The sequence below is a fragment of the Paenibacillus sp. GXUN7292 genome (assembly GCF_050864975.1).
GTDB lineage: Bacteria > Bacillota > Bacilli > Paenibacillales > Paenibacillaceae > Pristimantibacillus.
On the sequence record NZ_JBOZWO010000001.1, the window covers coordinates 555,793 to 576,400 of the forward strand.

The following is a 20,608-nucleotide window of genomic DNA, read 5'->3' on the forward strand; positions in this document are numbered from 1 at the left end:
GGATAAATGAGATGAAAGCAGAAATAATCGCTGTCGGCACAGAGCTGCTGCTCGGCCAGATCGTAAATACGAATGCACAGGCATTATCCATTAAATTAGCCGAGCTAGGCATTGATGTATACTTCCAATCAGTTGTCGGCGACAATGCCGGCAGATTGCGCCAGGCGATTGAAGTCGGCCGCTGCAGAGCAGATTTGCTTGTTTTTACCGGCGGGCTCGGCCCTACCCAGGATGATTTGACAAAGGATGTTCTTGCGGAATATTTGAAGCGCGATCTGATTATTCATGAGCCATCCATGAAAAAAATTGAAGATATGTTCGCAGAACGCGGCGTACATATGGTGGAAAGCAACCGCAGGCAGGCTATTATGCTTGAAGGAAGCGTTCCGCTTGAAAATACGACCGGGCTTGCGGTTGGCAATGCTTTGGAGCAGGACGGTACTTACTATATGCTTCTGCCAGGCCCTCCGCGCGAGATGAAGGCGATGATAGCAGGAGCGGGTGATGAGTGGCTAAGAGCTATTCTAGGCAATGTAAAGCCGCTGTTTTCACGCATTTTGAAATTTGCCGGAATCGGCGAGTCCAATTTGGAGCATCGGCTTATCGACTTGATCGAAGCGCAAAAGGAAACGACGATTGCCCCGTATGCCAAAGAAGGCGAGGTTACAATACGCGTATCCGTCAAAGCGGATGACGAGGTTGAGGCTAATATAAAAATTAATGAAGCTGTAGAGCAAATTAAAGCACGTGTCGGAGAGCATTTATATGCTCAGCGAGACATTCCGATCGAGGTTACTGTTTTGGAGCTCCTTAGAGGCTCAGGAAGAACGCTGGCGAGCGCCGAGAGCTGCACTGGCGGTTTATTCTCAGAAATGATTACAAGCGTTCCTGGGAGCAGTGGAGAGTACGCAGGAGCAGCGGTTACCTACACGAATGCAATGAAGCATAAACTGCTCGGCATTCCGATGGAGGATTTGGAAGGGGAGCAGGCTGCAGGTGCTGTAAGCAAGAATACAGCACGAATGATGGCGGAGCGTATTCGCGAGCTGGCGGATGCCGACTTCGGCGTTTCATTTACCGGTGTTGCAGGCCCGTCTCAATCTGAAGGGAAAGAAGTTGGACTCGTTTATTATGCGATTGCAGAACGGGGAAAGGAAACAGTTGTCTACGAAGGCAAATTCAACGGCAATCGATCCATGGTAAGATTGCGTGCAGTCAATGCGGCGCTGTTCCGTTTGTGGCAAGCGCTCAGCGCTGCAAACTAGCTGCTGCGTCTAGTTTAGCTGATCATTGTTATTTTATTGGGGATCAGGTATACTTGAAATCAACTAGCGGAAGAACCGCAGCGACTCAGTCGCTGCGGTTTTTTTATGTTCAAATATAGGAAAGTATAGCTTGTCACCTTGCTTCTGTTCCTATTTTTTATCGGTAAACCGTCTTAGAAAGTTAAAAGGTTAGGAAGGAGGGGATTCAGCGCATGTTACACCTGTTAAGCACAAATCGGCATATGACACATTCGTAAAGCATAAGAGACTGGTGCTAACGACGATATTGTTAATCGGCTCGCTTCACAGTTTCTAGGAGGCAATTTGGGTTAACTTTAACGAATCACAGTTAATTAGGCCCAATGTCCAAATTTGACTTAACTCGCTCCCCAATCTAAAGTGTTGCAGTGTTGCAGAATTGTGCGAACATGTGCCGTAGTTCAACTAAGTGGATTTTGCGTATCTGGTTTGGTGTTTTTAGGTGAATATGCTGATCTAAAGAGAAGATATCAAGCTGTTGAAAAATAATTCTAACGAAGCTGACAAGCGCTAATTCAACGAAAACAGCTCATTTTAAATTGTAACGAAGATTAGCAGCTCTATGTGTGAATAATCCACGTTTTTAGCACCTTTTGACCTGAATAAGGCCGCATATGAGACTGTCGATTAATTGTGGATAAGGCAACAGGCAATAAGAAGGGGTGCCACTGCGATCAAGATTGGGATTCCGACCGCTGTTGTAGTCCAATTTTTCTTAATAAATAAACCCTGTTAAGGATAAAATTGGCCTACAAAGGCGGACGCTGCCGCTTCTCCATTCCCATTCTTGCTCTCCGTTTCCCCTTACTTATTGCTTTTTAATAGTTGCCCACAATTAATCGACAGTCTCCATATCTCCGTTAGATTTTTTAAAAGGGCTTTTTCCACGCAATAACGCTGCGGGGATTCGTTACATTTCCGAACTGTTTTTCAACAGCCTGAAAATATGTACTTAGTTTGAGGGGGGCTGAATTTGGGCTATATTTGCTTAATCTAACTGCATAAATCAGGCCGTTGAAAAACGCTAACGGAACTTAGGCACGCTATTGTATGGGAATCAGCTTATTCTAAAATCTAAAGGAACTGAGAAACCTTATTTACTCAAATCGCTACCTAAACGGGGAAAAGATCACCTATAGCGCTCCACAGTTCCGTTACAGTTTTAAAATACCTTTTTATTGCCAAATAGAGCCTCTCAGCTCCGTTACAACTCTAAACATATGGCATTACGACTTTTGCTCGGTTATTTAACTACTACAACGAATCGACGGCTTCCCGCTTGAATGAGAGAGGAGATGTCAGAACGCAATTTTCGAAGGGGGAGTTGCTTTTAACATTTACGAGGCACGACTGGCCTCAAGAAATAGTTACTTTACAGCAATTGATTGTTGAAGTTACATGTACGCAATAATCATTTGATGCTATTAACATTGGGGCGGGCTGTAAGATGAGCTGTGTTTATAAAGTTGGCTGTAGCGTTTGTTATAAGGGCTTGATTGCGCTCAAAATCAGCAGTTGAAAAAATATGCGAATGTGTGTTCGAAAAAAAGTGTTGGCAAGCAGCTGTAAAAGAGGTATTATACTAATATAATCGTTGAAGGATGTGAGTGTGTTGACGGATCGTCGCGCAGCGTTGGAGAATGCTCTTAAGCAAATTGAAAAGCAGTTTGGCAAAGGCTCTATTATGAAATTGGGTGAATCGACTCATATGCAGGTTGAAACCGTGCCTAGCGGTTCAATCGCTCTTGATATTGCACTTGGAATCGGCGGATTTCCCCGCGGTCGCATAATTGAAGTATACGGACCTGAATCTTCAGGTAAAACAACAGTTGCTCTTCACGCCATTGCAGAAGCGCAGCGCCTTGGCGGACAAGCAGCCTTTATCGATGCGGAACATGCGCTTGATCCTTCATATGCGAGCAAGCTTGGCGTGAACATTGATGAATTATTGCTTTCTCAGCCAGATACAGGCGAGCAGGCGCTCGAAATTGCTGAAGCGCTCGTTCGAAGCGGCGCTGTTGATGTTATCGTTATTGACTCGGTAGCTGCACTTGTGCCAAAGGCAGAGATTGAAGGCGATATGGGTGATTCCCATGTCGGATTGCAGGCGAGACTAATGTCTCAAGCTTTGCGTAAGCTTTCGGGAGCTATTTCTAAGTCCAAAACAATTGCAATTTTTATCAACCAGCTTCGCGAGAAGGTTGGCGTTATGTTCGGTAACCCGGAGACAACGCCTGGCGGAAGAGCGTTGAAATTTTACTCCAGTGTTCGCCTTGATGTAAGGCGCGTGGAAACATTGAAGCAAGGCAATGATATGGTAGGTAATCGTACTCGTATTAAAGTCGTTAAAAATAAAGTAGCTCCGCCATTCAAGCAGGCCGAAATCGACATTATGTACGGTGAAGGCATCTCGAAGGAAGGAAGCTTGATCGACATTGGCGTTGAGCTCGAAATTGTACAGAAGAGCGGAGCGTGGTTCTCCTATAGCGGTGAGCGCCTTGGCCAAGGCCGCGAAAATGCGAAGCAATTTTTGAAGGATAACAAAGCGCTAGCCGAGGAAATCGAAAAACAAATTCGCGAGGCAAGCAATTTGTCGGCTGCAGCTGCCAAAGCAACCGTTTCTGAAGAGGAAGAAGAAGATTTCGATGAGTTTGAACTATAAGGAAATAATCAATTTTATTTAACTGCTATCAGCAGTATGAGATTGATTCAAGGTTTGATACATATTCATTCCTGCGCTTCGCCGGTCCTTGTGGACCGGCGAAGTTGTTTTATGCTATAAAAGTTTAAAGCATACGCTTATTTCAAAGAAGAAACTATGTGTCCGATGTCGGCAATAGGGACCGAAAACGTTATTCTTTAGAACAGGGGGAAGTATTGCGATGAGCACGATGGAGCATAGCTATATGATTACATCTGTCAAGCTTGAAAAGCAGGGGAAGAAAAGATATTTATTGTACGCTGGCGGCGAAGAACCTATTTTGTCTGTGCATGAAGATATATGGATTAAATATCGCTTGATGAAAGGGCTGGAGCTGACGAAGGAGCAAGTGGAAGAAATCCAGGAGGCAGATCATAAGTATGCAGCCTATTCGCTTGCTATAGCTTATTTGGGAGCGAAGCCGAGAACGAAAAAGCAAATGTACAGCTACTTGCTGCGCAAGGAATTTGAAGAGCATCATATACAATATGCTATCGATCGTTTAGAAGAGGAGCGAATTGTAGATGATGAGTTATATGCGAAGCAATTTGTACAGAGCAGGGTGAATTCTGCTTTGAAAGGCAGACACTTCATTATGAATGAGCTGCGGCAACGGGGCGTTTCCAAGGAAGCAAGCATGGAGGCGATTGCTGAGCTTGATTATGAAAGTGAATTGCAAGCTGCCAGTACGTTGGCAGATAAGAAATGGAGATCGATAAAAGGCGAGTATGCTGATAGACGACGCAAGCTCCAATTGTTTATAATGCGCAGAGGCTTTCCTTCCGATATCGTTCGCGAAGTAATGAAAATGGAGCAATTTCAGCGAGCGGTGGAGGAAAAAGGAGAAGATGATGGGCTTTTGCTTGACAATTGAATTTGTGAAAAGATAAAATGAGGTTGTATTCCTTCAATCTTTGAATCAATTTTCCTTCCAAAAGTTGATTCAACATGATTATTTTCGTCAAATTGTATTATGATGAAACAATATGGAACTGGTTAAAAGCCTATTATCATGCCGGGTGTATGCTTGGCGTATGCAGCAAGGAGGTGAACAAGATGGAAGATCGTTGGATCTGGATCTTGGGTTATATCCTTGTTGGCGCAATTTTCTTGTGGATTGGATACGTCATTAGAAAGTCTATAGCTGAAGCCAAAATTTCTAGCGCTGAGCAAGCTGCTATTCAAATTGTAGAAAATGCAAAAAAGGATGCGGAAGCTCAGAAGAAAGAAACAGTGCTTGAAGCGAAAGACGAGGTCCACAGGCTCCGTTCCGAAGCTGATAAAGACATTCGTGAGCGACGTAACGAAGTACAGCGTCAGGAAAGACGCATCATGCAGAAAGAAGAGTCGTTGGATAAAAAGCTAGAGATGCTTGAACGCAAAGAAGAAACTGTGGCCAACAAGGAAAAACGCATCGAGGAAACGCAAGAACAGATTGATTCCATCTATAAGCAACAGCTAAGCGAGCTGGAAAGAATTTCAAGTTTGACGATGGAAGATGCTAAATCGATCATTTTGTCCAATGTAGAACAGGAAGTTCGCCACGAAACAGCACAAATGATTAAAGATATTGAGCAACAAGCTAAGGAAGAGGCGGATAAAAAAGCGCGAGATATTATATCGCTTGCTATTCAGCGCTGCGCGGCAGATCATGTGGCTGAAACGACGGTATCCGTTGTCACGCTGCCAAATGAGGAAATGAAAGGCCGTATCATTGGGCGCGAAGGCCGCAATATTCGAGCACTAGAAACATTGACCGGTATCGATCTAATTATTGATGATACACCGGAAGCGGTCATTTTATCCGGTTTTGACCCGATTAGACGCGAAATTGCTCGCACATCACTTGAAAAGCTAGTTGCAGATGGACGAATTCATCCTGCACGTATTGAAGAAATGGTTGAAAAGTCACGCAAGGAAATCGATGAGCGCGTTCGCGAATATGGTGAGCAAGCAACTTTCGAGGTTGGCGTTCACGGTTTGCACCCTGATCTGATCAAAATATTAGGTCGTTTGAAGTATCGTACAAGCTATGGCCAAAATGTACTGAAGCATTCCATGGAGGTTGCTTATTTAGCTGGTTTAATGGCAGCAGAGCTGGGCGAGGATGTAACATTAGCCAAGCGTTCAGGCTTGCTGCATGATATCGGCAAAGCGCTTGACCATGAAGTGGAAGGCTCTCACGTTGAAATCGGAGCAGAGCTGGCGAAGAAGTACAAGGAGCATCCTGTCGTTATTAATAGTATCGCGTCTCACCATGGAGATACAGAAGCGACTTCGGTTATTGCAATGCTTGTAGGCGCTGCAGACGCATTGTCTGCCGCTCGACCAGGCGCACGCAGAGAAACGCTCGAAACGTATATTAAGAGACTGGAGAAGCTGGAAGAGATTACAGAATCTTTTGAAGGTGTTGAGAAGTCCTATGCGATTCAAGCTGGCCGTGAAGTACGCGTTATGGTGCAGCCTGACAAGATTGATGATACAGAGGCGTTCCGCCTAGCAAGAGATATTACGAAAAAAATCGAAGGCGAGCTTGATTATCCGGGACATATTAAGGTAACGGTAATAAGAGAGACGCGCGCGGTTGAATATGCGAAGTAATAATCAAATTCATAACGAATAGAATTTGATTCCATTACAATCGAACAGACGATTGAAGAAAGTGGCTGCTGCGCAGCCACTTTCTTTCAAATTATAAGCAACAAACAGCAGTTTGCAAAAAGCGGGCTTTGTCAGTGCAGCTTGTTTTTGTGCATATGAAGGAAGAGTGGTAGGAACGATGAATTTATTGTTTATTGGCGATATCGTTGGCAATGTCGGCAGAAGCGCGTTGAAGCAGGTATTGCCTTCGCTTGTCAGCAAATATAATCCGCATATCATTATTGCAAATGGTGAAAACGCCGCTGCAGGTCGCGGAATTACAAAAACGATTGCTACTGAGTTTTTCGAATGGGGCATCCATGGCATTACGATGGGCAACCATACCTGGGACAATAAAAATATTTTTGAATGGATCGATGAGGAGCCAAGAATTGTGCGCCCGGCTAATTTCAGCCCAGAAGCGCCCGGCAAAGGGATGGCATTTATTAAGGCAAATGGAAAAGAGCTTGCTATTATCAATTTGCAGGGAAGAACCTTTTTGCCGCCAATAGATTGTCCTTTTCAAATGGCTGATCAATTGGTTGAACAGGCAAGGAAGCGTACGTCTGCAGTATTTGTTGATTTCCATGCCGAAGCTACTTCAGAAAAAATTGCAATGGGCTGGCATCTGGATGGGAAAGCTTCACTTGTAGTCGGCACGCATACTCACGTCCAGACAAATGATGATACAATACTGCCGCAAGGCACAGCCTATATTACAGATGTAGGCATGGTAGGCTCCAAGGAGGGTGTTCTCGGAATGGAGCGGGAAGCTGTGCTGTATCGCTTCAAGACACAAATGCCAGTGCGCTTTGTTGTGGATGAAGGAAAATGGCATTTGCACGCAGTGTCCGTAAAAATTGACGATGTGACCGGCAAAGCACAAAAAATTGATAAAATCCGTTTAACGGAAGAAGATTGGCTGCTCTTGTAAAAAGGGCAGCTTTTTTTAAAAAGCGCGTGCAGCCTCAATTCATAAAATAAATTCTGATAATTCTGAACTTACAGTCAATTGAAGTTGAAAATGAAGGAATTTTTTAAAAAATAACGAATAGAATTTATAAGTGAATCCAACCAACATTCTAGGGGAGGTACTTTTCATGGATGTATTAAAGGTATCAGCAAAGTCCAATCCAAATTCTGTAGCGGGAGCGCTGGCGGGCGTTTTGCGCGAGCGTGGCGGAGCGGAGCTGCAGGCCATTGGTGCTGGCGCATTGAATCAAGCGATTAAGGCGGTTGCTATTGCGCGTGGATTTGTCGCTCCTAGCGGTGTGGATCTCATTTGTGTTCCGGCATTTACCGATATCGTAATTGATGGCGAAGATCGCACAGCTATCAAGTTAATAGTTGAACCGCGATAATCGGCAACGGCCGTATCTGTCAACATGAGAATACACTGCTGGCAAGCTGTAACGACGCGGCCTGTTTACGTAGGATGTAAACAGGCTTTTTGCAATGACCTGTAGGCTAATGGACAAGTGAGTCATATAACTGTCTGAAATGACGTACAACAGGCAAGGGAGTGAAGGCATGAAGTCAGTTGATTTTCACTGCGATGTACTATACAAGCTGTTGCTGAATAATGAGCTTGACTTTGCTCGTGACGAAGCGGATCAATTAGATGTCACCCTTGAACGTTTAAAGGAAGCAGAGGCGGCTATTCAAACCTTTGCTATTTATATTCCGTCTGTACGGAAGGATTGGCTAGTAGCCGTAATGGAAAGCGTGGATTTGTTTTACAATCAAATATTAAGCCAGCCAAGCATAAGCTTCATTCGCAATAAACAGGATTTAAGACAGTGTATAAAAGAAGGCCGGATTGGCGCATTGTTGTCGATGGAGGGAGTAGACGGCTTGTACAACAACAAGGCGCTGCTGCATATGTTGTATCGGCTCGGCGTAAGATTTGCAGGATTGACCTGGAATTATGCGAATTGGGCGGCAGACGGCGTGCTGGAGCCGCGCAATGGCGGTTTGACTGCAGCAGGCAAGGAGTTTGTGCAATATTGCGAACAGATCGGCATGCTGCTCGATATTTCACATTTGTCTGACCGAGGTTTTTGGGAACTGGCGGAGCTGACCTCCAAACCTTTTATTGCATCGCATTCCAATGCGCGTGAAGTGTGCTCTCACCCAAGAAATCTGACCGATGCTCAAATACAATGTATTATAGCGCGAGAAGGAAGAGTCGGCGTTACCTATGTGCCTCAGTTTCTCGTGCACAATCGCAGCAGTACCATATACGATATTGTTTGCCACATCGAGCATATTTGTGAGCTTGGGGGTGAGAAGGCAGTTATGCTTGGCTCTGATTTTGACGGGATTGATACACATGTGCAGGAGCTGAAACATCCGGGTCATTTGTATCGACTGAAGAATGAGCTGCTGAAGTTTTATTCTGAACACCAAACGAATCATTTTTTAGCTGGCAACGCTATTTTATTTTTGGAGACGAATTTGCCAAATTAATTTTGGTAAATTGTGAACGTTAATTGAAAGTGTATTGCTTTTTTAGTTGCACAATCTTAAAATTGTTATGACTATGAGAAAAACTTCTAATTTAGCAGTTCTAGAGAAGCTGCTGAGGTAAACGGAGGTTTTTATCCCGATAAGAATTGTTTTTACGAAAAGACTGTCATATTTATACATTCTTATGAGGCGAAAATAGTTTAATAGCTGATATTGTCTATCGAATAGACATGTTCATAATAAAGAGGAGATGGACACTTTGATTAGTCAATTGTCTTGGAAAATCGGTGGCCAGCAAGGGGAAGGCGTTGAGAGCACCGATCGTATTTTTTCCACGGCTCTTAATCGGTTAGGTTATTATTTGTACGGTTATCGTCATTTCTCTTCACGCATAAAGGGCGGCCATACGAATAATAAAATACGGATCAGCACGAAGCCGATTCGTGCGATATCTGATGATCTCGATATTCTAGTAGCCTTTGATCAGGAAAGCATCGACCTTAATGCAGGCGAGCTTCGGCCTGGCGGCGTTATTGTGGCAGATGCAAAATTCAGCCCTACAGTGCCGGACGGATTGGATGCTAGATTATTTGCTGTTCCTATTACTAAGATTGCTGAAGATCTGGGCACTTCGCTTATGAAAAACATGGTAGCTTCAGGTGCTTCTTGGGCGCTGCTCGGCTTGCCGCTTGATGTATTTAATAAGGCAGTTGAAGAGGAATTTGGCCGCAAGGGAGCTGCTGTTGTAGAAAAAAATATAGAAGCTGTCAAGCATGGCGCGGACTACGTGCTGCAGCTTGCAGGCGGACCGCTTGATGAATTCAAGCTGGCAGACGCTGATGGCGAGCAGAAGCTGTTTATGATCGGCAATGAAGCCATCGGCCTTGGCGCCATTGCCGGAGGCTGCCGCTTGATGTCTGCTTATCCGATTACACCTGCTTCCGAGATTATGGAATACTTGATTCAAAAACTGCCGAAGTTTGGCGGTACAGTCGTTCAGACTGAAGATGAAATTGCAGCTGTAACGATGGCTATCGGAGCAAATTATGCAGGAGTAAGAACGATGACAGCTTCGGCAGGTCCCGGGCTTTCGCTTATGATGGAAGCCATCGGCTTGTCGGGCATGACAGAAACTCCGCTCGTAATCGTCAATACACAGCGAGGCGGTCCTTCAACCGGCTTGCCGACGAAGCAGGAACAGTCAGATTTAAATGCGATGATTTACGGTACTCATGGCGAAATACCGAAGGTTGTTATTGCGCCAGCTTCTATCGAAGATTGCTTCTTCGATATGGTGGAAGCCTTTAATATATCCGAGCAGTATCAGGTTCCAGTCATCGTCATGACGGATTTGCAGCTCTCCCTGGGCAAGCAGTCCTGCGAGGTGTTTGATTTCAGCAAGGTAGAGATCAAGCGCGGGAAGCTGCAGGAAGACGCAGGGGAGAAAGAGCCTGGAGAAATGTTCAAGCGCTACGAACTTACAGAGGATGGCGTTTCGCCGCGCGTGCTGCCGGGCCAGAAGGGCGGCATTCACCACGTTACAGGCGTTGAGCATGACGAAGTTGGCCGTCCGTCTGAAAACGCGCTTAATCGCCGTTTAATGATGGAGAAAAGACTTAAAAAAATTGCCGGTCTGCAAATTAGAGATGCAGTAAGAGCAGATGCGCCTCATGAAAAGCCAAATCTGCTTATTATCGGCATGGGTTCAACCGGCGGAACGATCGATTCAGCAAGACAAAAGCTGGAAGCGGAAGGCATCACAACAAATCATGTCACGATTCGTCAAATGTATCCATTTCCGTCTGATCTGCTTCGCCCGTATTTGGAAAGCGCGGATAAGGTTGTCGTAATTGAAAACAATGCAACAGCACAGCTGGCATCTCAAATTAAAATGAATACAGGCTTCGCCGACAAAATCACTAATCTTTTAAAATACGATGGCAACCCGTTCTTGCCGCTCGAAGTCTATCATGCGTGTAAGGGGTTGAATGAATAATGGCAACATTTAAAGATTTTCGCAATAACTTAAAGCCCAACTGGTGCCCTGGCTGCGGTGATTTCTCTATTCAAGCAGCTATCCAGCGCGCAGCGGCAAATGTCGGCCTTGAACCGGAGGAGGTCGCTGTCATTTCGGGAATTGGCTGCTCGGGGCGCATATCCGGTTATATTAACGCTTACGGGCTGCATGGCATACATGGACGCGCATTGCCTATTGCGCAAGGCGTTAAGCTTGCCAATCGAGAGCTTACGGTTATCGCATCAGGCGGCGATGGGGATGGCTTTGCAATTGGCATGGGTCATACCATACATGCGATACGCCGAAATATGAACATTACGTACATTGTAATGGACAATCAAATATACGGTCTTACAAAAGGACAAACCTCGCCACGCAGCGCGGAAGGCTTCAAAACGAAGTCAACGCCAGAGGGCGCAATCGAATCAACCTTGTCTCCTCTGGAGCTGGCGATGTCGGCAGGCGCTACCTTTGTCGCCCAATCATTCTCAAGCGATATTAAACAGTTAACAAGCATTATCGAGCAGGGCATAAAACATGATGGCTTCTCATTCATTAATGTGTTCAGCCCTTGTGTTACCTTTAATAAAATTAATACGTACGATTGGTTCAAGGAGCGGGTTGTTAATTTGGATCAATTCCCGGAGTATGATCCAGCGAACCGCATTTCAGCCATTACCAAAATTATGGAAACTGAAAGCATGCTTACCGGACTTATTTATCAAGATACAACACGCCCATCTTATGAAAAGCAAATAAAAGGCTTCGATGAGGGCGGTTTAGCCCATCAGTCGTTACAGATTAGTGAAGAACAGTTCACAAAGCTTGTAGCTGAATTTAAATAAATGCTATGATATAAGCATACAGACATAAGTCTGTATGCTTATATTTTTAATATATAGAAATGCAATAATAAAATGCAGAAATAGAGAACGGACAGGAGAGTGGCTTACATGTTACATAATCAAATTCCAATCGGTGTTTCCGCCAGACATATTCATTTATCAAAAGAGCATTTGCAAATTCTGTTCGGCAATGACTACTCGTTGACGGAGATGAAGCCACTTACACAGCCAGGCCAATTTGCCGCTAACGAAACAGTAGCTGTTATTGGACCTAAGGGAACTTTTCCAAAAGTACGCATTTTAGGACCTACAAGAGGAAAAACTCAGCTTGAGGTGTCAAAAACAGACGCTTTTGCGCTAGGCATTAATCCGCCCGTGCGTGAATCAGGTGATATTGCGGGCTCTGCAGGCATTAAGCTGCAAGGTCCAGCTGGTGAGGTGGAGTTGGAGGAAGGGGTAATTATTGCCGCCAGACATATTCATTTTCATACCACTGATGCTGAACGGTTCGGCGTGAAGGACAAGCAGCGCGTTGCTGTAAGAACAAGCGGTGAGCGCGGCGTCGTATTTGAAAATGTAGTCGTTCGCGTATCGGACAGCTATGCGCTGGATATGCACATTGACACGGATGAAGCGAATGCGGCAGGGATTGCCAATGGAGATACAGCAGAGCTGATCGTTTAGCGGCTGATCGCTTCATTCATTGACCCCATAAATCCTTAACTGGTATAATAGGACATTGGACTATATGAATGATGATAGACGCCGATAAGGAAGTGATTGGTTTTGACGAAAGGAAGCAATCAAAGCATGACGGAACAAAAATCCGCAGAACAAAAAGATTACTCCAAATATTTCGATTTTAGCGATGCCAAGCTGCTTGAGCAGAATGAGCATACTTCGACATACCGTATTAAAGGAAGAATCGTTCAAATAAACTCTACTCCGAATTATAAGCAAGAAAAACGCAGAGGCAAGGAAGAAATTGAAGTGCATTACGATTTCTCTATTCCTGCTGAGCTTCGTTCAATGGGAGTAGGCAAATACTATTTAATACAAACGTACGGTTGCCAAATGAATGAACATGACACTGAGGTTATGCGCGGCATGTTTGAAGAGATGGGCTATATCGCTACCGAGGATCGTGAGATTGCCGATGTGATATTGCTGAATACTTGCGCCATTCGCGAGAATGCGGAGGATAAAGTATTCGGTGAATTAGGCCATCTCAAAAACTTGAAGCTGGAGAAGCCTGATCTTATACTTGGCGTTTGCGGCTGCATGTCGCAAGAGGAATCAGTAGTTGGCCGTATTTTGCAGAAGCACTCCTTTGTCGATATGATATTCGGAACGCACAATATTCATCGTCTTCCGATGCTGCTGCAGGAAGCTTATTTCAGCAAGGAGCTAGTCGTAGAGGTATGGTCCAAGGAAGGCGATATTATTGAAAATATGCCTAAGAAGCGCGAAGGCATGCGCGGTTGGGTCAACATTATGTACGGCTGCGACAAGTTCTGCACCTATTGCATCGTCCCTTACACGAGAGGCAAGGAACGCAGCCGCAGACCTCAGGATGTTATTGATGAGGTGCGCGAGCTTGCACGGCAAGGTTTTAAAGAAATTACGCTGCTTGGGCAAAATGTTAATGCCTATGGCAAAGATTTTGAGGATATTGAGTATCGCTTTGGCGACTTGATGGATGATATATCCAAAATTGACATTCCGCGTATCCGTTTTATGACTAGTCATCCGCGCGATTTCGATGATCATTTAATTTCTGTGCTTGCCGGCCGCGGCAATCTGGTAGAGCATATCCATCTGCCTGTCCAATCTGGCAGTACAGAAGTGCTGAAGAAAATGAGCCGCAAATATTCCCGTGAAAAGTTTCTCAAATTAGCCGGGAAGATCAAGCATGCTATTCCAGACGTATCCTTTACAACCGATATAATCGTCGGCTTTCCAGGCGAGACAGAGGAGCAGTTCGAAGATACGCTTACGCTAGTCGAGGAAGTAGGCTTCGATATGGCTTATACGTATTTATATTCACCGCGTGAAGGCACACCGGCTGCTGTAATGGAGGATAATGTGCCCTTGGATGTAAAGAAAGAAAGGCTGCAGCGTCTAAACGCTCTGGTAGCCTCTATAGCGCGCGAGAAGCATGAACAGCTGGTAGGAACCGTTATGGAAGTGCTGGTTGAAGGCGAGAGCAAAAACAACGCTAATGTGCTTTCTGGACGTACGCGCACGAATAAGCTTGTGCATTTGGAAGGACCTAAGGAATGGATAGGCCGTTTTGTGCAGGTCAAAATAGTCGATGCGCAAACCTGGTATATTAAAGGCGAAGTTGTACAGTCTGACGCACAAAGCGATGTTAGTTAATAGATTTTGAAGTGCTGGTACAGTCAGCAATATAGCGATATAATTAGGAGCGATGTCAACCATGTCAAATATACAAGGAAATGCCGGCGCCGTGCATAATGAATATGCAACTGGAGAAGTATGCAGCCATCAGCATGACAATACTAATGTTCCGTCATTCCATACTCGTGAGATTATAGTGCGTGATAATATTATGCAAAAGGCAAAGGAGCTGTCTGATGCGATATTTGCATCAGAGGAGGTTCAGGATTATCGCCGTGCAGAAATGCAAATCAACAACAATGAGCGGATCCAGAAGCTGATCAGCCTTATTAAAAAGAAGCAAAAGGAAGTCGTCGCTTTCGAAACGACGTTCAAAAATGCAGAAATGGTAAAAAAAATAGAAGCTGAGATGGAGGAGCTCCAAGATGAGCTTGATGGCATTCCAATTGTAGCTCAATTTCAGCAAAGCCAAGCAGATATTAATTATTTGCTCCAGCTTGTCGTTTCAGTTATTCGGGATACGGTTTCTGAGAAAATTAGTGTAGAAGATGCAGAAGGCGGCAATCCAGAGGATTGCAGCGATTAAAACGTAAAACCGCAGCGGACCGACTTCTTGGAAGTCAAGACCGCTGCGGTTTTTTTAAAATATAGGAAAGTTTAAGTTTTCACCTTATACTTGTTCCTATATTTCACCGAGAAACGGCACCTCCTTAGCCAAGGACGCGCAGCGTTTCTTCTTGAATAATAGAAAGTATAAGTTTTCTTCTTATACCTGTTCCTATATTTCATCGGTAAACGCGCCTGTCCAAAGAACGGCGGAGCCGTTTATCCTTGACTAAATGCGAGTTCTTACGATCGTTGTTTTTAACGTAAACAAAACAATTATTCCAACAGCAGATTTAATTAAATCGCCGGGAATGAACGGGTAGCAGCCGGCAGCGAGTGCTTTGCTTAAAGAAAAATCCAGTGCAACCATCATCCATGGCACTCCGATTGCATAGACGAAGACGATGCTTGCCAGAATGAACATTATGTAAAGAACGATCGTATTCATGACAGATTTATGATTAGCTTTGTTCATCCATTTGTTTACGATTAAACTAATAAACAATGCGCAGAAAGGGAAAGCGACAATATATCCGCCTGATCCTCCCAAAATATGCGAAAGCCCCCCTTTGCCGCCGAAAACCGGCAACCCGATTGCACCAAGTACAACGACTGCAAATATGCTTAGAAAAGCCTGCTTGGGCTTGAGAAAAATACCGGCAATAATAACTCCAAGCGTTTGAAAGGTGAGGGGGATCGGTGAAGCAGTAAGCTTCATTTGCTGCAAGCTCATTACAATAAATAGTGCTGCAAATAGTGCGGTAAAAACAAGTGAACGAATCGATAGTGCTTTCATACATAATCTCCTTTTTCGTTATTGCATTTTTATTGTTAACCAATTAAAATGATTTATAGTTAACAATGAGCATTGTATCACAGCTTTTTGCGATCGTGAAGAGGGCAGGTAAAAAATAATGGACTCTTTTTCAAAAATTATATGGTCAAACTTATCTGTATTTACTAAAGCAGTTGATAAGGAAGAAGAAAAGAAATTGCTGGATAATATATCTTTCTGCATTCAGAGCGGGGAGTGGGTTCAGCTTTATGGACGCAACGGCAGCGGCAAGAGCACGCTGCTAAAGCTGCTGGCGGGATTTGAACGCTACAGGGTAGAGGGAACTCAAAGAGTCAACAGGCCCGAGCAGCTGACGCAAACCCATTTAATACCGATCGTGCTGCAGCAGCCTAGCTCAGGGCTAATAGGCTCTACTTGCTGGGAGGATGTTGTACTTATGATGGAGCAGCATCAGGTGGGACAGCCGCATATGCTTGACAGGGCTGAGCAGGTGTTCAAGCAATTGGGGCTTGAGCCTATTCTGCATCAGCCGCTGGAAGCCTTGTCCGGCGGACAGCAGCAGCTTGCTGCAATTGCAGGAGCGGCAGCTGTCAGCTCAGATTTGCTGCTGATGGATGAAGTAACGTCGATGCTGGATAAGCAGGCGGCACAGCTGGTGCTTACTCGCATGCGCGAGCTTAATAAGCAGGGGGTAACCGTTATATGGGCGACTCAGCAGATGGAGGAAGCCGTAAGAGGGGATCATGTAATTGCTCTTGATCAGGGCCGCATTGTGTTTAATGGGCCAGCATCGCAATGGTTTGCCCGGGATGCTCATAACCGTCAAGGCAGCAGCCCTTGCGAGGAATATGGCTTTGAAGCGCCTTATGCGGTCCAAATTGCATGGCAATTGGCTGATAAAGGAATAGAACTGCATCAGCTTCCGTTAAATATGGATGAACTGAAGGCTGAGGTATATAGCTATGAGTATTAAATGCGATAGGCAATTGGCACTTCATAACGTAACTATTATGAAAACTAACGACGTCAGCGATGGCAGTTTAATTGAACAAATCAATATGCAGTTTAAAGCGGATGAAATTATAATCATTACAGGTCCAAATGGAACGGGGAAAACGTCATTGCTCGAGTCTATCGCTGGATTACGAAAGCTTGCAGAGGGTACGATTGAGCTGTCAGGGCAACAGCTTTGGCGTAAGAAGGGCCGCAGGCCCAAATTGAATCATGCGGCACTGCTTAAGCTTGGCATCGCTATGCAGCAGGCAGAGAGCCAGTGGTTTGCAGCAAATGTGCAGCAAGAGCTCGAATATTCTATGAAGCCGTATAAGCTCACCAAAGAATGTATGCAGGAAAGAACTACAAAAGCTATACGACTAGTAGGGCTGGAGCCTGACATTTTGCCGCGTGAACCCTGGACATTAAGCGGCGGCCAGCAGCGAAGATTGGCGCTTGCATGTTTAATATGCTGCAAGCCGGATTGGCTGCTGCTGGATGAGCCGCTGGCCGGGTTAGACAGCGAAGGGATTGCCTTATTGCAATCTGTCCTGAGGCAGCAAAAGGAAGGCGGAGGAGGCGCGATTATTGTTACGCATGATATTCAGCCTTTTCTTTCTATAGCGGATCAAGTGTTGACGATTCGGCATAAAAAGCTTATTCCGTTACAGCAAAAGCCCTCGGAAGGTCATAATCACAACAGCGGCTCTCATGAGCAGGTGCCTGCAAGGCTGAGTCCTGGGCTTGCCGCTGAATTAATAGCCGATTGGATAAAGGAAGCGGCAGCAAGCGCTGAACGTCCTGTAGATGAGTCGTTTTCCCAGCTGTTTGCAGGGGATGAGAAAGCGAAAGTTGTGGAACCATTTGAAGAGCAAATATATGTAAGTAGCCATAATCCTTCAAAAATTAATAACTTAAGCAACCAATATTTTGACCCGCGAGCTATAGTGTTAAGTTATTTCATGTGGTCTGCAGGCATATTGGCTCAGACAGAGTGGCCTGTGATAGGCTTGGCAGGCTTGCTGGTCATCATTGCGATTGGAATCGTGCGCAAAGCAGCGGAGCCGATGTTTCCTGTAGTAAGAGGATTTATTGTATTGGCCATTGTGCTGACGGCAATTGGCGGCATTTCACTGGCCCCGCTTGATTTTAACTGGCTCGAAGCAGCTTCCACAGGGCAACGTTTAGTTAAGCTGCTGCTAGTGATGATAATAGGCATGCCGATTCTGGCGCTGGTTACGCCATTTCGTCTGAAGCGAGCGTTTGAGCAAACCTTCGGCTGGCTTAATCGTTATGGGTTGCCGATTGCGGCTTTCGGATTGTTAATGACATTAATCTTTAGGTTTATTCCGCTGCTGATGCAGGAATGGGAGCGATATAGCAAGCTGGCTAGAGCAAGAGGGAAGCTCGCCTCTTCCAGCGGAATGATGTCAGTTCGTATTGCGCTTACGATGCTTATTCCTTATCTTCGTTCGATTGTAGGGAAGGCGGAGGAAATGGCTGAAGCGCTGGAGCTGCGGGGTTATAGCCAGGTAAAAGAAATGCCTGTATTTGGCTTCCGGCTGCAGCTGAAAAAACAAGATGCAGCGATGATGGGTATTGCAGCAGCGGTATGCCTGGTATTATTGGCTGCCTCGTAAAATTTATGTGCAGCTTCAATTGCAGCTGTTCAGCGGATGACTGAGCATTCAACCTTGCAGGGAGGATGGCATCTCAGCTGGCAGCTTTTTCTTCCGTTTGCGTTCTTGGCCGGCCCATATGGCTGTAAAAATGGCTGCCGCAAGCGCCAGAACAGAGCCAAGGGCGAAGCCGCTGCCAAGTCCCCACTGCTGATTTAGAAAGCCTGCAAGAAAAGGTCCAGAAAACATTCCGGCGGCATAAACGGCTTGATAAAGGCCCATGGCGGTCGCTCTTCCCCAGCTTGCTACTTCTTTAATTGCCAGGCCGAGAAAAAGCGGCAAATGAAGCCCTTGCGCGAAGCCATTGACTGCTTGGGTAACATAAAGAAGCTCAAGCGACGGCACAATAGCTATAGCAGCTGTACATATGCCGCTTAATACAAAGCCGATCATTATTGTCCCGTATTGACCAAATCGCGGCACAAATATCGTTGCTGTAATAAAAGAGGCAACAGCATGTGGCAGCATAAAGGCAAATACAACGATCGTCAGCTCGAGCCCGCCTGCTCCAAGCGCTTCTGCTTTGAGCGGCGTAAAGCCGAACATCGTAATAAATAATACACAATGAGCAAGGATGGATAAATAGGAGACCCGCCAAAGCAGCTTGGTTTTAACAACTTCTTTAACATTGGCAAGGGACATGCCCTGCCGATCATTTACTGCATGCTCTTGCAAAAATAAAGCGAGCAATAATCCGAGGACAGCAGCTGCCGCGCCAATAATAAAAGGCATATTCGCATGAAAGCCGTCAGCCAGCCAGCCGCTAAGCAGCATACCAATCATTTGACCGCTAACCGTTACAAAGCTGATATTGCCCATAGCGCGGCCTGTTTGCTCTGTTTTAAAAAAACCGGCATACATCACGGTAAATGCGACCCAGGTAGAAGCGCATACGCCAGCAACGATCCTGCCAGCCAGCGGCCAAATCCAGGAGCCTGATAGGAGAAATAACAGACAGCTAATCAGGGCGCAAAGCATACCAAGCACAATAAATGGCTTTCGCTTGCCAAACCGGTCTGACCATATGCCGAGCGGGAAACGCACAAGCAGCTGGACCAGACCATAGCTGGAAATGACGATCCCAATAAATTGCAAGGAAAAGCCTTTACTATTCAAATATGGAGATAATGTGGGAACGTAGATATACATCGAAATCCAGTAGATAAGCGTAACAAGCGTAAAGATGTATTTTTGACTTTTAGTTGTGCGAAACAAGGATATCTCTCCCTTCGTTTATCCTGTACCTGATTTTACTGTATATTGTAATCTGTGAAAATACGAAACAAATATGAATTTCAAGCGTAGTACAACATATGTGCAGATGGTGGTATAATGGTACGTACGAAAAGGAGAGGCGATAGCAAATGACAAATATAGATGAAACAGCGAATATGAACGAAAATACGGAAAAACCCAAGCGCTGGAAGCCTGTGCTGGAGTGGATCATTACGATAGTTGTCTCCTTTACGGTAGCTATGCTGTTTCACAATTATGTGTATGCTCAGACAAAAGTACATAATATTTCAATGCAAAATACACTTGTGGAAAATGAAAGACTCGTTATTGACAAATGGAATTATTATTTTAAAGCGCCCAAGAGGGGGAATATCGTAATCATCAACGGTCCAGAATACGATCAGCGTATTGTGAAGCGGGTAATCGGCTTGCCGGGCGAGCAGATTGAAATCCGCGAAGGCCTCGTTTTTATTAATGGAAACCCTTTGGATGAGCCGTATATTAAAGGTATTACATTAGCCGATCAAAGCGATTTCAAGCTTGTCGTACCCGCGGATAAAGTGTTCGTTATGGGCGATAATCGAGAGCATAGCATTGACAGCCGCGCATTTGGTCCTGTCGCTTTCAGCAGTCTGGAAGGAAAGGCGGTTTTTCGGATATGGCCGATTGATCGCATAGGCGGCTTGAAGTAAGTTCACTAATTTAAAAGTCGTATCATTTAAAAACAGGTCAAGCTTTAGACAATACGTTCTAAAGACTTGGCCTTTTTTGAAATATAGAAAAACAGGTATACGTTGCACCTTATACCTGTTTTTCTATATTTCATCTGTAAACCCGCTCGTCCAAAGGACGGCGGAAGCCGTTTATCCTTGTGCAATATGGATGGTTTTGGTAGTCTCTACAGATAATACTTTGAGCAAACGTAATAATTTTGTAATAATTATCTATGAAATCCGTTAGA

17 protein-coding genes are annotated in these 20,608 nt (G+C 45.0%); 15 read left to right on the plus strand and 2 right to left on the minus strand.

Features of this window, described 5'->3' with window-relative positions; translation table 11 throughout:
• Positions 1-11 precede the first annotated feature (11 nt).
• From ACRRU2_RS02570 to ACRRU2_RS02625, 12 genes are all read left to right on the plus strand, one after another.
• Complete coding sequence (locus ACRRU2_RS02570; protein ID WP_432499826.1) at positions 12-1,265, plus strand: competence/damage-inducible protein A; 1,254 nt, start codon at positions 12-14, stop codon at positions 1,263-1,265.
• 1,651 nt (positions 1,266-2,916) lie between these two features.
• Positions 2,917-3,966, plus strand: coding sequence for a recombinase RecA (gene recA / locus ACRRU2_RS02575; RefSeq protein ID WP_331698349.1), 1,050 nt, complete (start codon positions 2,917-2,919; stop codon positions 3,964-3,966).
• Between the two features lie 220 nt (positions 3,967-4,186).
• Positions 4,187-4,879 (plus strand): RecX family transcriptional regulator, encoded by a 693-nt coding sequence (locus tag ACRRU2_RS02580; protein ID WP_432499827.1) that lies wholly within the window; start codon positions 4,187-4,189, stop codon positions 4,877-4,879.
• Between the two features lie 182 nt (positions 4,880-5,061).
• Positions 5,062-6,606, plus strand: coding sequence for a ribonuclease Y (rny, locus tag ACRRU2_RS02585; protein ID WP_432499828.1), 1,545 nt, complete (start codon positions 5,062-5,064; stop codon positions 6,604-6,606).
• Between the two features lie 178 nt (positions 6,607-6,784).
• Positions 6,785-7,579, plus strand: coding sequence for a TIGR00282 family metallophosphoesterase (locus ACRRU2_RS02590; protein WP_331698186.1), 795 nt, complete (start codon positions 6,785-6,787; stop codon positions 7,577-7,579).
• A 166-nt stretch (positions 7,580-7,745) separates the two neighbouring features.
• Positions 7,746-8,006 carry a stage V sporulation protein S gene (locus tag ACRRU2_RS02595; protein ID WP_331698185.1) on the plus strand — a complete coding sequence of 87 codons (261 nt, stop codon included), beginning with the start codon at positions 7,746-7,748 and terminating at the stop codon, positions 8,004-8,006.
• 169 nt (positions 8,007-8,175) lie between these two features.
• On the plus strand, positions 8,176-9,114 hold the full coding sequence (locus tag ACRRU2_RS02600) for a dipeptidase (protein ID WP_432499829.1): 939 nt from the start codon (positions 8,176-8,178) through the stop codon (positions 9,112-9,114).
• Positions 9,115-9,373: 259 nt separating this feature from the next.
• Positions 9,374-11,110, plus strand: coding sequence for a 2-oxoacid:acceptor oxidoreductase subunit alpha (locus ACRRU2_RS02605; protein ID WP_331698182.1), 1,737 nt, complete (start codon positions 9,374-9,376; stop codon positions 11,108-11,110).
• Complete coding sequence (locus tag ACRRU2_RS02610; protein WP_331698181.1) at positions 11,110-11,976, plus strand: 2-oxoacid:ferredoxin oxidoreductase subunit beta; 867 nt, start codon at positions 11,110-11,112, stop codon at positions 11,974-11,976. The genes ACRRU2_RS02605 and ACRRU2_RS02610 overlap by 1 nt, the downstream gene beginning before the upstream one ends.
• A 108-nt stretch (positions 11,977-12,084) precedes the next feature.
• Positions 12,085-12,660, plus strand: a complete 576-nt coding sequence (locus tag ACRRU2_RS02615; RefSeq protein ID WP_331698180.1) for a phosphate propanoyltransferase — start codon at positions 12,085-12,087, stop codon at positions 12,658-12,660.
• Between the two features lie 126 nt (positions 12,661-12,786).
• The gene (gene miaB, locus ACRRU2_RS02620; protein WP_432499830.1) at positions 12,787-14,355 is read left to right on the plus strand and encodes a tRNA (N6-isopentenyl adenosine(37)-C2)-methylthiotransferase MiaB; all 1,569 of its coding nucleotides are present in this window, start codon (positions 12,787-12,789) and stop codon (positions 14,353-14,355) included.
• 61 nt (positions 14,356-14,416) lie between these two features.
• Complete coding sequence (locus tag ACRRU2_RS02625) at positions 14,417-14,923, plus strand: RicAFT regulatory complex protein RicA family protein (RefSeq protein WP_331698178.1); 507 nt, start codon at positions 14,417-14,419, stop codon at positions 14,921-14,923.
• Between the two features lie 249 nt (positions 14,924-15,172).
• Here the strand turns inward: ACRRU2_RS02625 and ACRRU2_RS02630 are convergent, their stop codons facing one another.
• Entirely contained in the window at positions 15,173-15,739 is a 567-nt protein-coding gene (locus ACRRU2_RS02630; protein WP_432499831.1) for a biotin transporter BioY, read from the minus strand.
• A gap of 118 nt (positions 15,740-15,857) precedes the next feature.
• On the opposite strand from ACRRU2_RS02630, the gene ACRRU2_RS02635 reads away from it, so the two are divergent.
• The gene (locus tag ACRRU2_RS02635) at positions 15,858-16,712 is read left to right on the plus strand and encodes an ATP-binding cassette domain-containing protein (protein WP_432499832.1); all 855 of its coding nucleotides are present in this window, start codon (positions 15,858-15,860) and stop codon (positions 16,710-16,712) included.
• On the plus strand, positions 16,702-18,372 hold the full coding sequence (locus tag ACRRU2_RS02640) for an ATP-binding cassette domain-containing protein (RefSeq protein ID WP_432499833.1): 1,671 nt from the start codon (positions 16,702-16,704) through the stop codon (positions 18,370-18,372). The genes ACRRU2_RS02635 and ACRRU2_RS02640 overlap by 11 nt, the downstream gene beginning before the upstream one ends.
• 48 nt (positions 18,373-18,420) lie before the next feature.
• Here ACRRU2_RS02640 and ACRRU2_RS02645 read toward each other — a convergent pair whose 3' ends face one another.
• Entirely contained in the window at positions 18,421-19,626 is a 1,206-nt protein-coding gene (locus ACRRU2_RS02645; protein ID WP_432499834.1) for an MFS transporter, read from the minus strand.
• A gap of 149 nt (positions 19,627-19,775) precedes the next feature.
• Here ACRRU2_RS02645 and lepB point away from each other — a divergent pair, with 149 nt between their 5' ends.
• Positions 19,776-20,339 (plus strand): signal peptidase I, encoded by a 564-nt coding sequence (gene lepB, locus ACRRU2_RS02650; protein WP_331698173.1) that lies wholly within the window; start codon positions 19,776-19,778, stop codon positions 20,337-20,339.
• Positions 20,340-20,608: the final 269 nt, after the last annotated feature.

What these genes read in the sequence shown, in the direction of transcription:
- ACRRU2_RS02570 (WP_432499826.1), top strand. Translation starts at nt 12, where the DNA reads ATGAAAGCAGAAATAATCGCTGTCGGCACAGAGCTGCTGCTCGGCCAG.
- ACRRU2_RS02580 (WP_432499827.1), top strand. Translation starts at nt 4,187, where the DNA reads ATGAGCACGATGGAGCATAGCTATATGATTACATCTGTCAAGCTTGAA.
- rny (WP_432499828.1), top strand. Translation starts at nt 5,062, where the DNA reads ATGGAAGATCGTTGGATCTGGATCTTGGGTTATATCCTTGTTGGCGCA.
- ACRRU2_RS02590 (WP_331698186.1), top strand. Translation starts at nt 6,785, where the DNA reads ATGAATTTATTGTTTATTGGCGATATCGTTGGCAATGTCGGCAGAAGC.
- ACRRU2_RS02595 (WP_331698185.1), top strand. Translation starts at nt 7,746, where the DNA reads ATGGATGTATTAAAGGTATCAGCAAAGTCCAATCCAAATTCTGTAGCG.
- ACRRU2_RS02600 (WP_432499829.1), top strand. Translation starts at nt 8,176, where the DNA reads ATGAAGTCAGTTGATTTTCACTGCGATGTACTATACAAGCTGTTGCTG.
- ACRRU2_RS02610 (WP_331698181.1), top strand. Translation starts at nt 11,110, where the DNA reads ATGGCAACATTTAAAGATTTTCGCAATAACTTAAAGCCCAACTGGTGC.
- ACRRU2_RS02615 (WP_331698180.1), top strand. Translation starts at nt 12,085, where the DNA reads ATGTTACATAATCAAATTCCAATCGGTGTTTCCGCCAGACATATTCAT.
- miaB (WP_432499830.1), top strand. Translation starts at nt 12,787, where the DNA reads ATGACGGAACAAAAATCCGCAGAACAAAAAGATTACTCCAAATATTTC.
- ACRRU2_RS02625 (WP_331698178.1), top strand. Translation starts at nt 14,417, where the DNA reads ATGTCAAATATACAAGGAAATGCCGGCGCCGTGCATAATGAATATGCA.
- ACRRU2_RS02630 (WP_432499831.1), bottom strand. Translation starts at nt 15,739, where the DNA reads ATGAAAGCACTATCGATTCGTTCACTTGTTTTTACCGCACTATTTGCA.
- ACRRU2_RS02635 (WP_432499832.1), top strand. Translation starts at nt 15,858, where the DNA reads ATGGACTCTTTTTCAAAAATTATATGGTCAAACTTATCTGTATTTACT.
- ACRRU2_RS02640 (WP_432499833.1), top strand. Translation starts at nt 16,702, where the DNA reads ATGAGTATTAAATGCGATAGGCAATTGGCACTTCATAACGTAACTATT.
- lepB (WP_331698173.1), top strand. Translation starts at nt 19,776, where the DNA reads ATGACAAATATAGATGAAACAGCGAATATGAACGAAAATACGGAAAAA.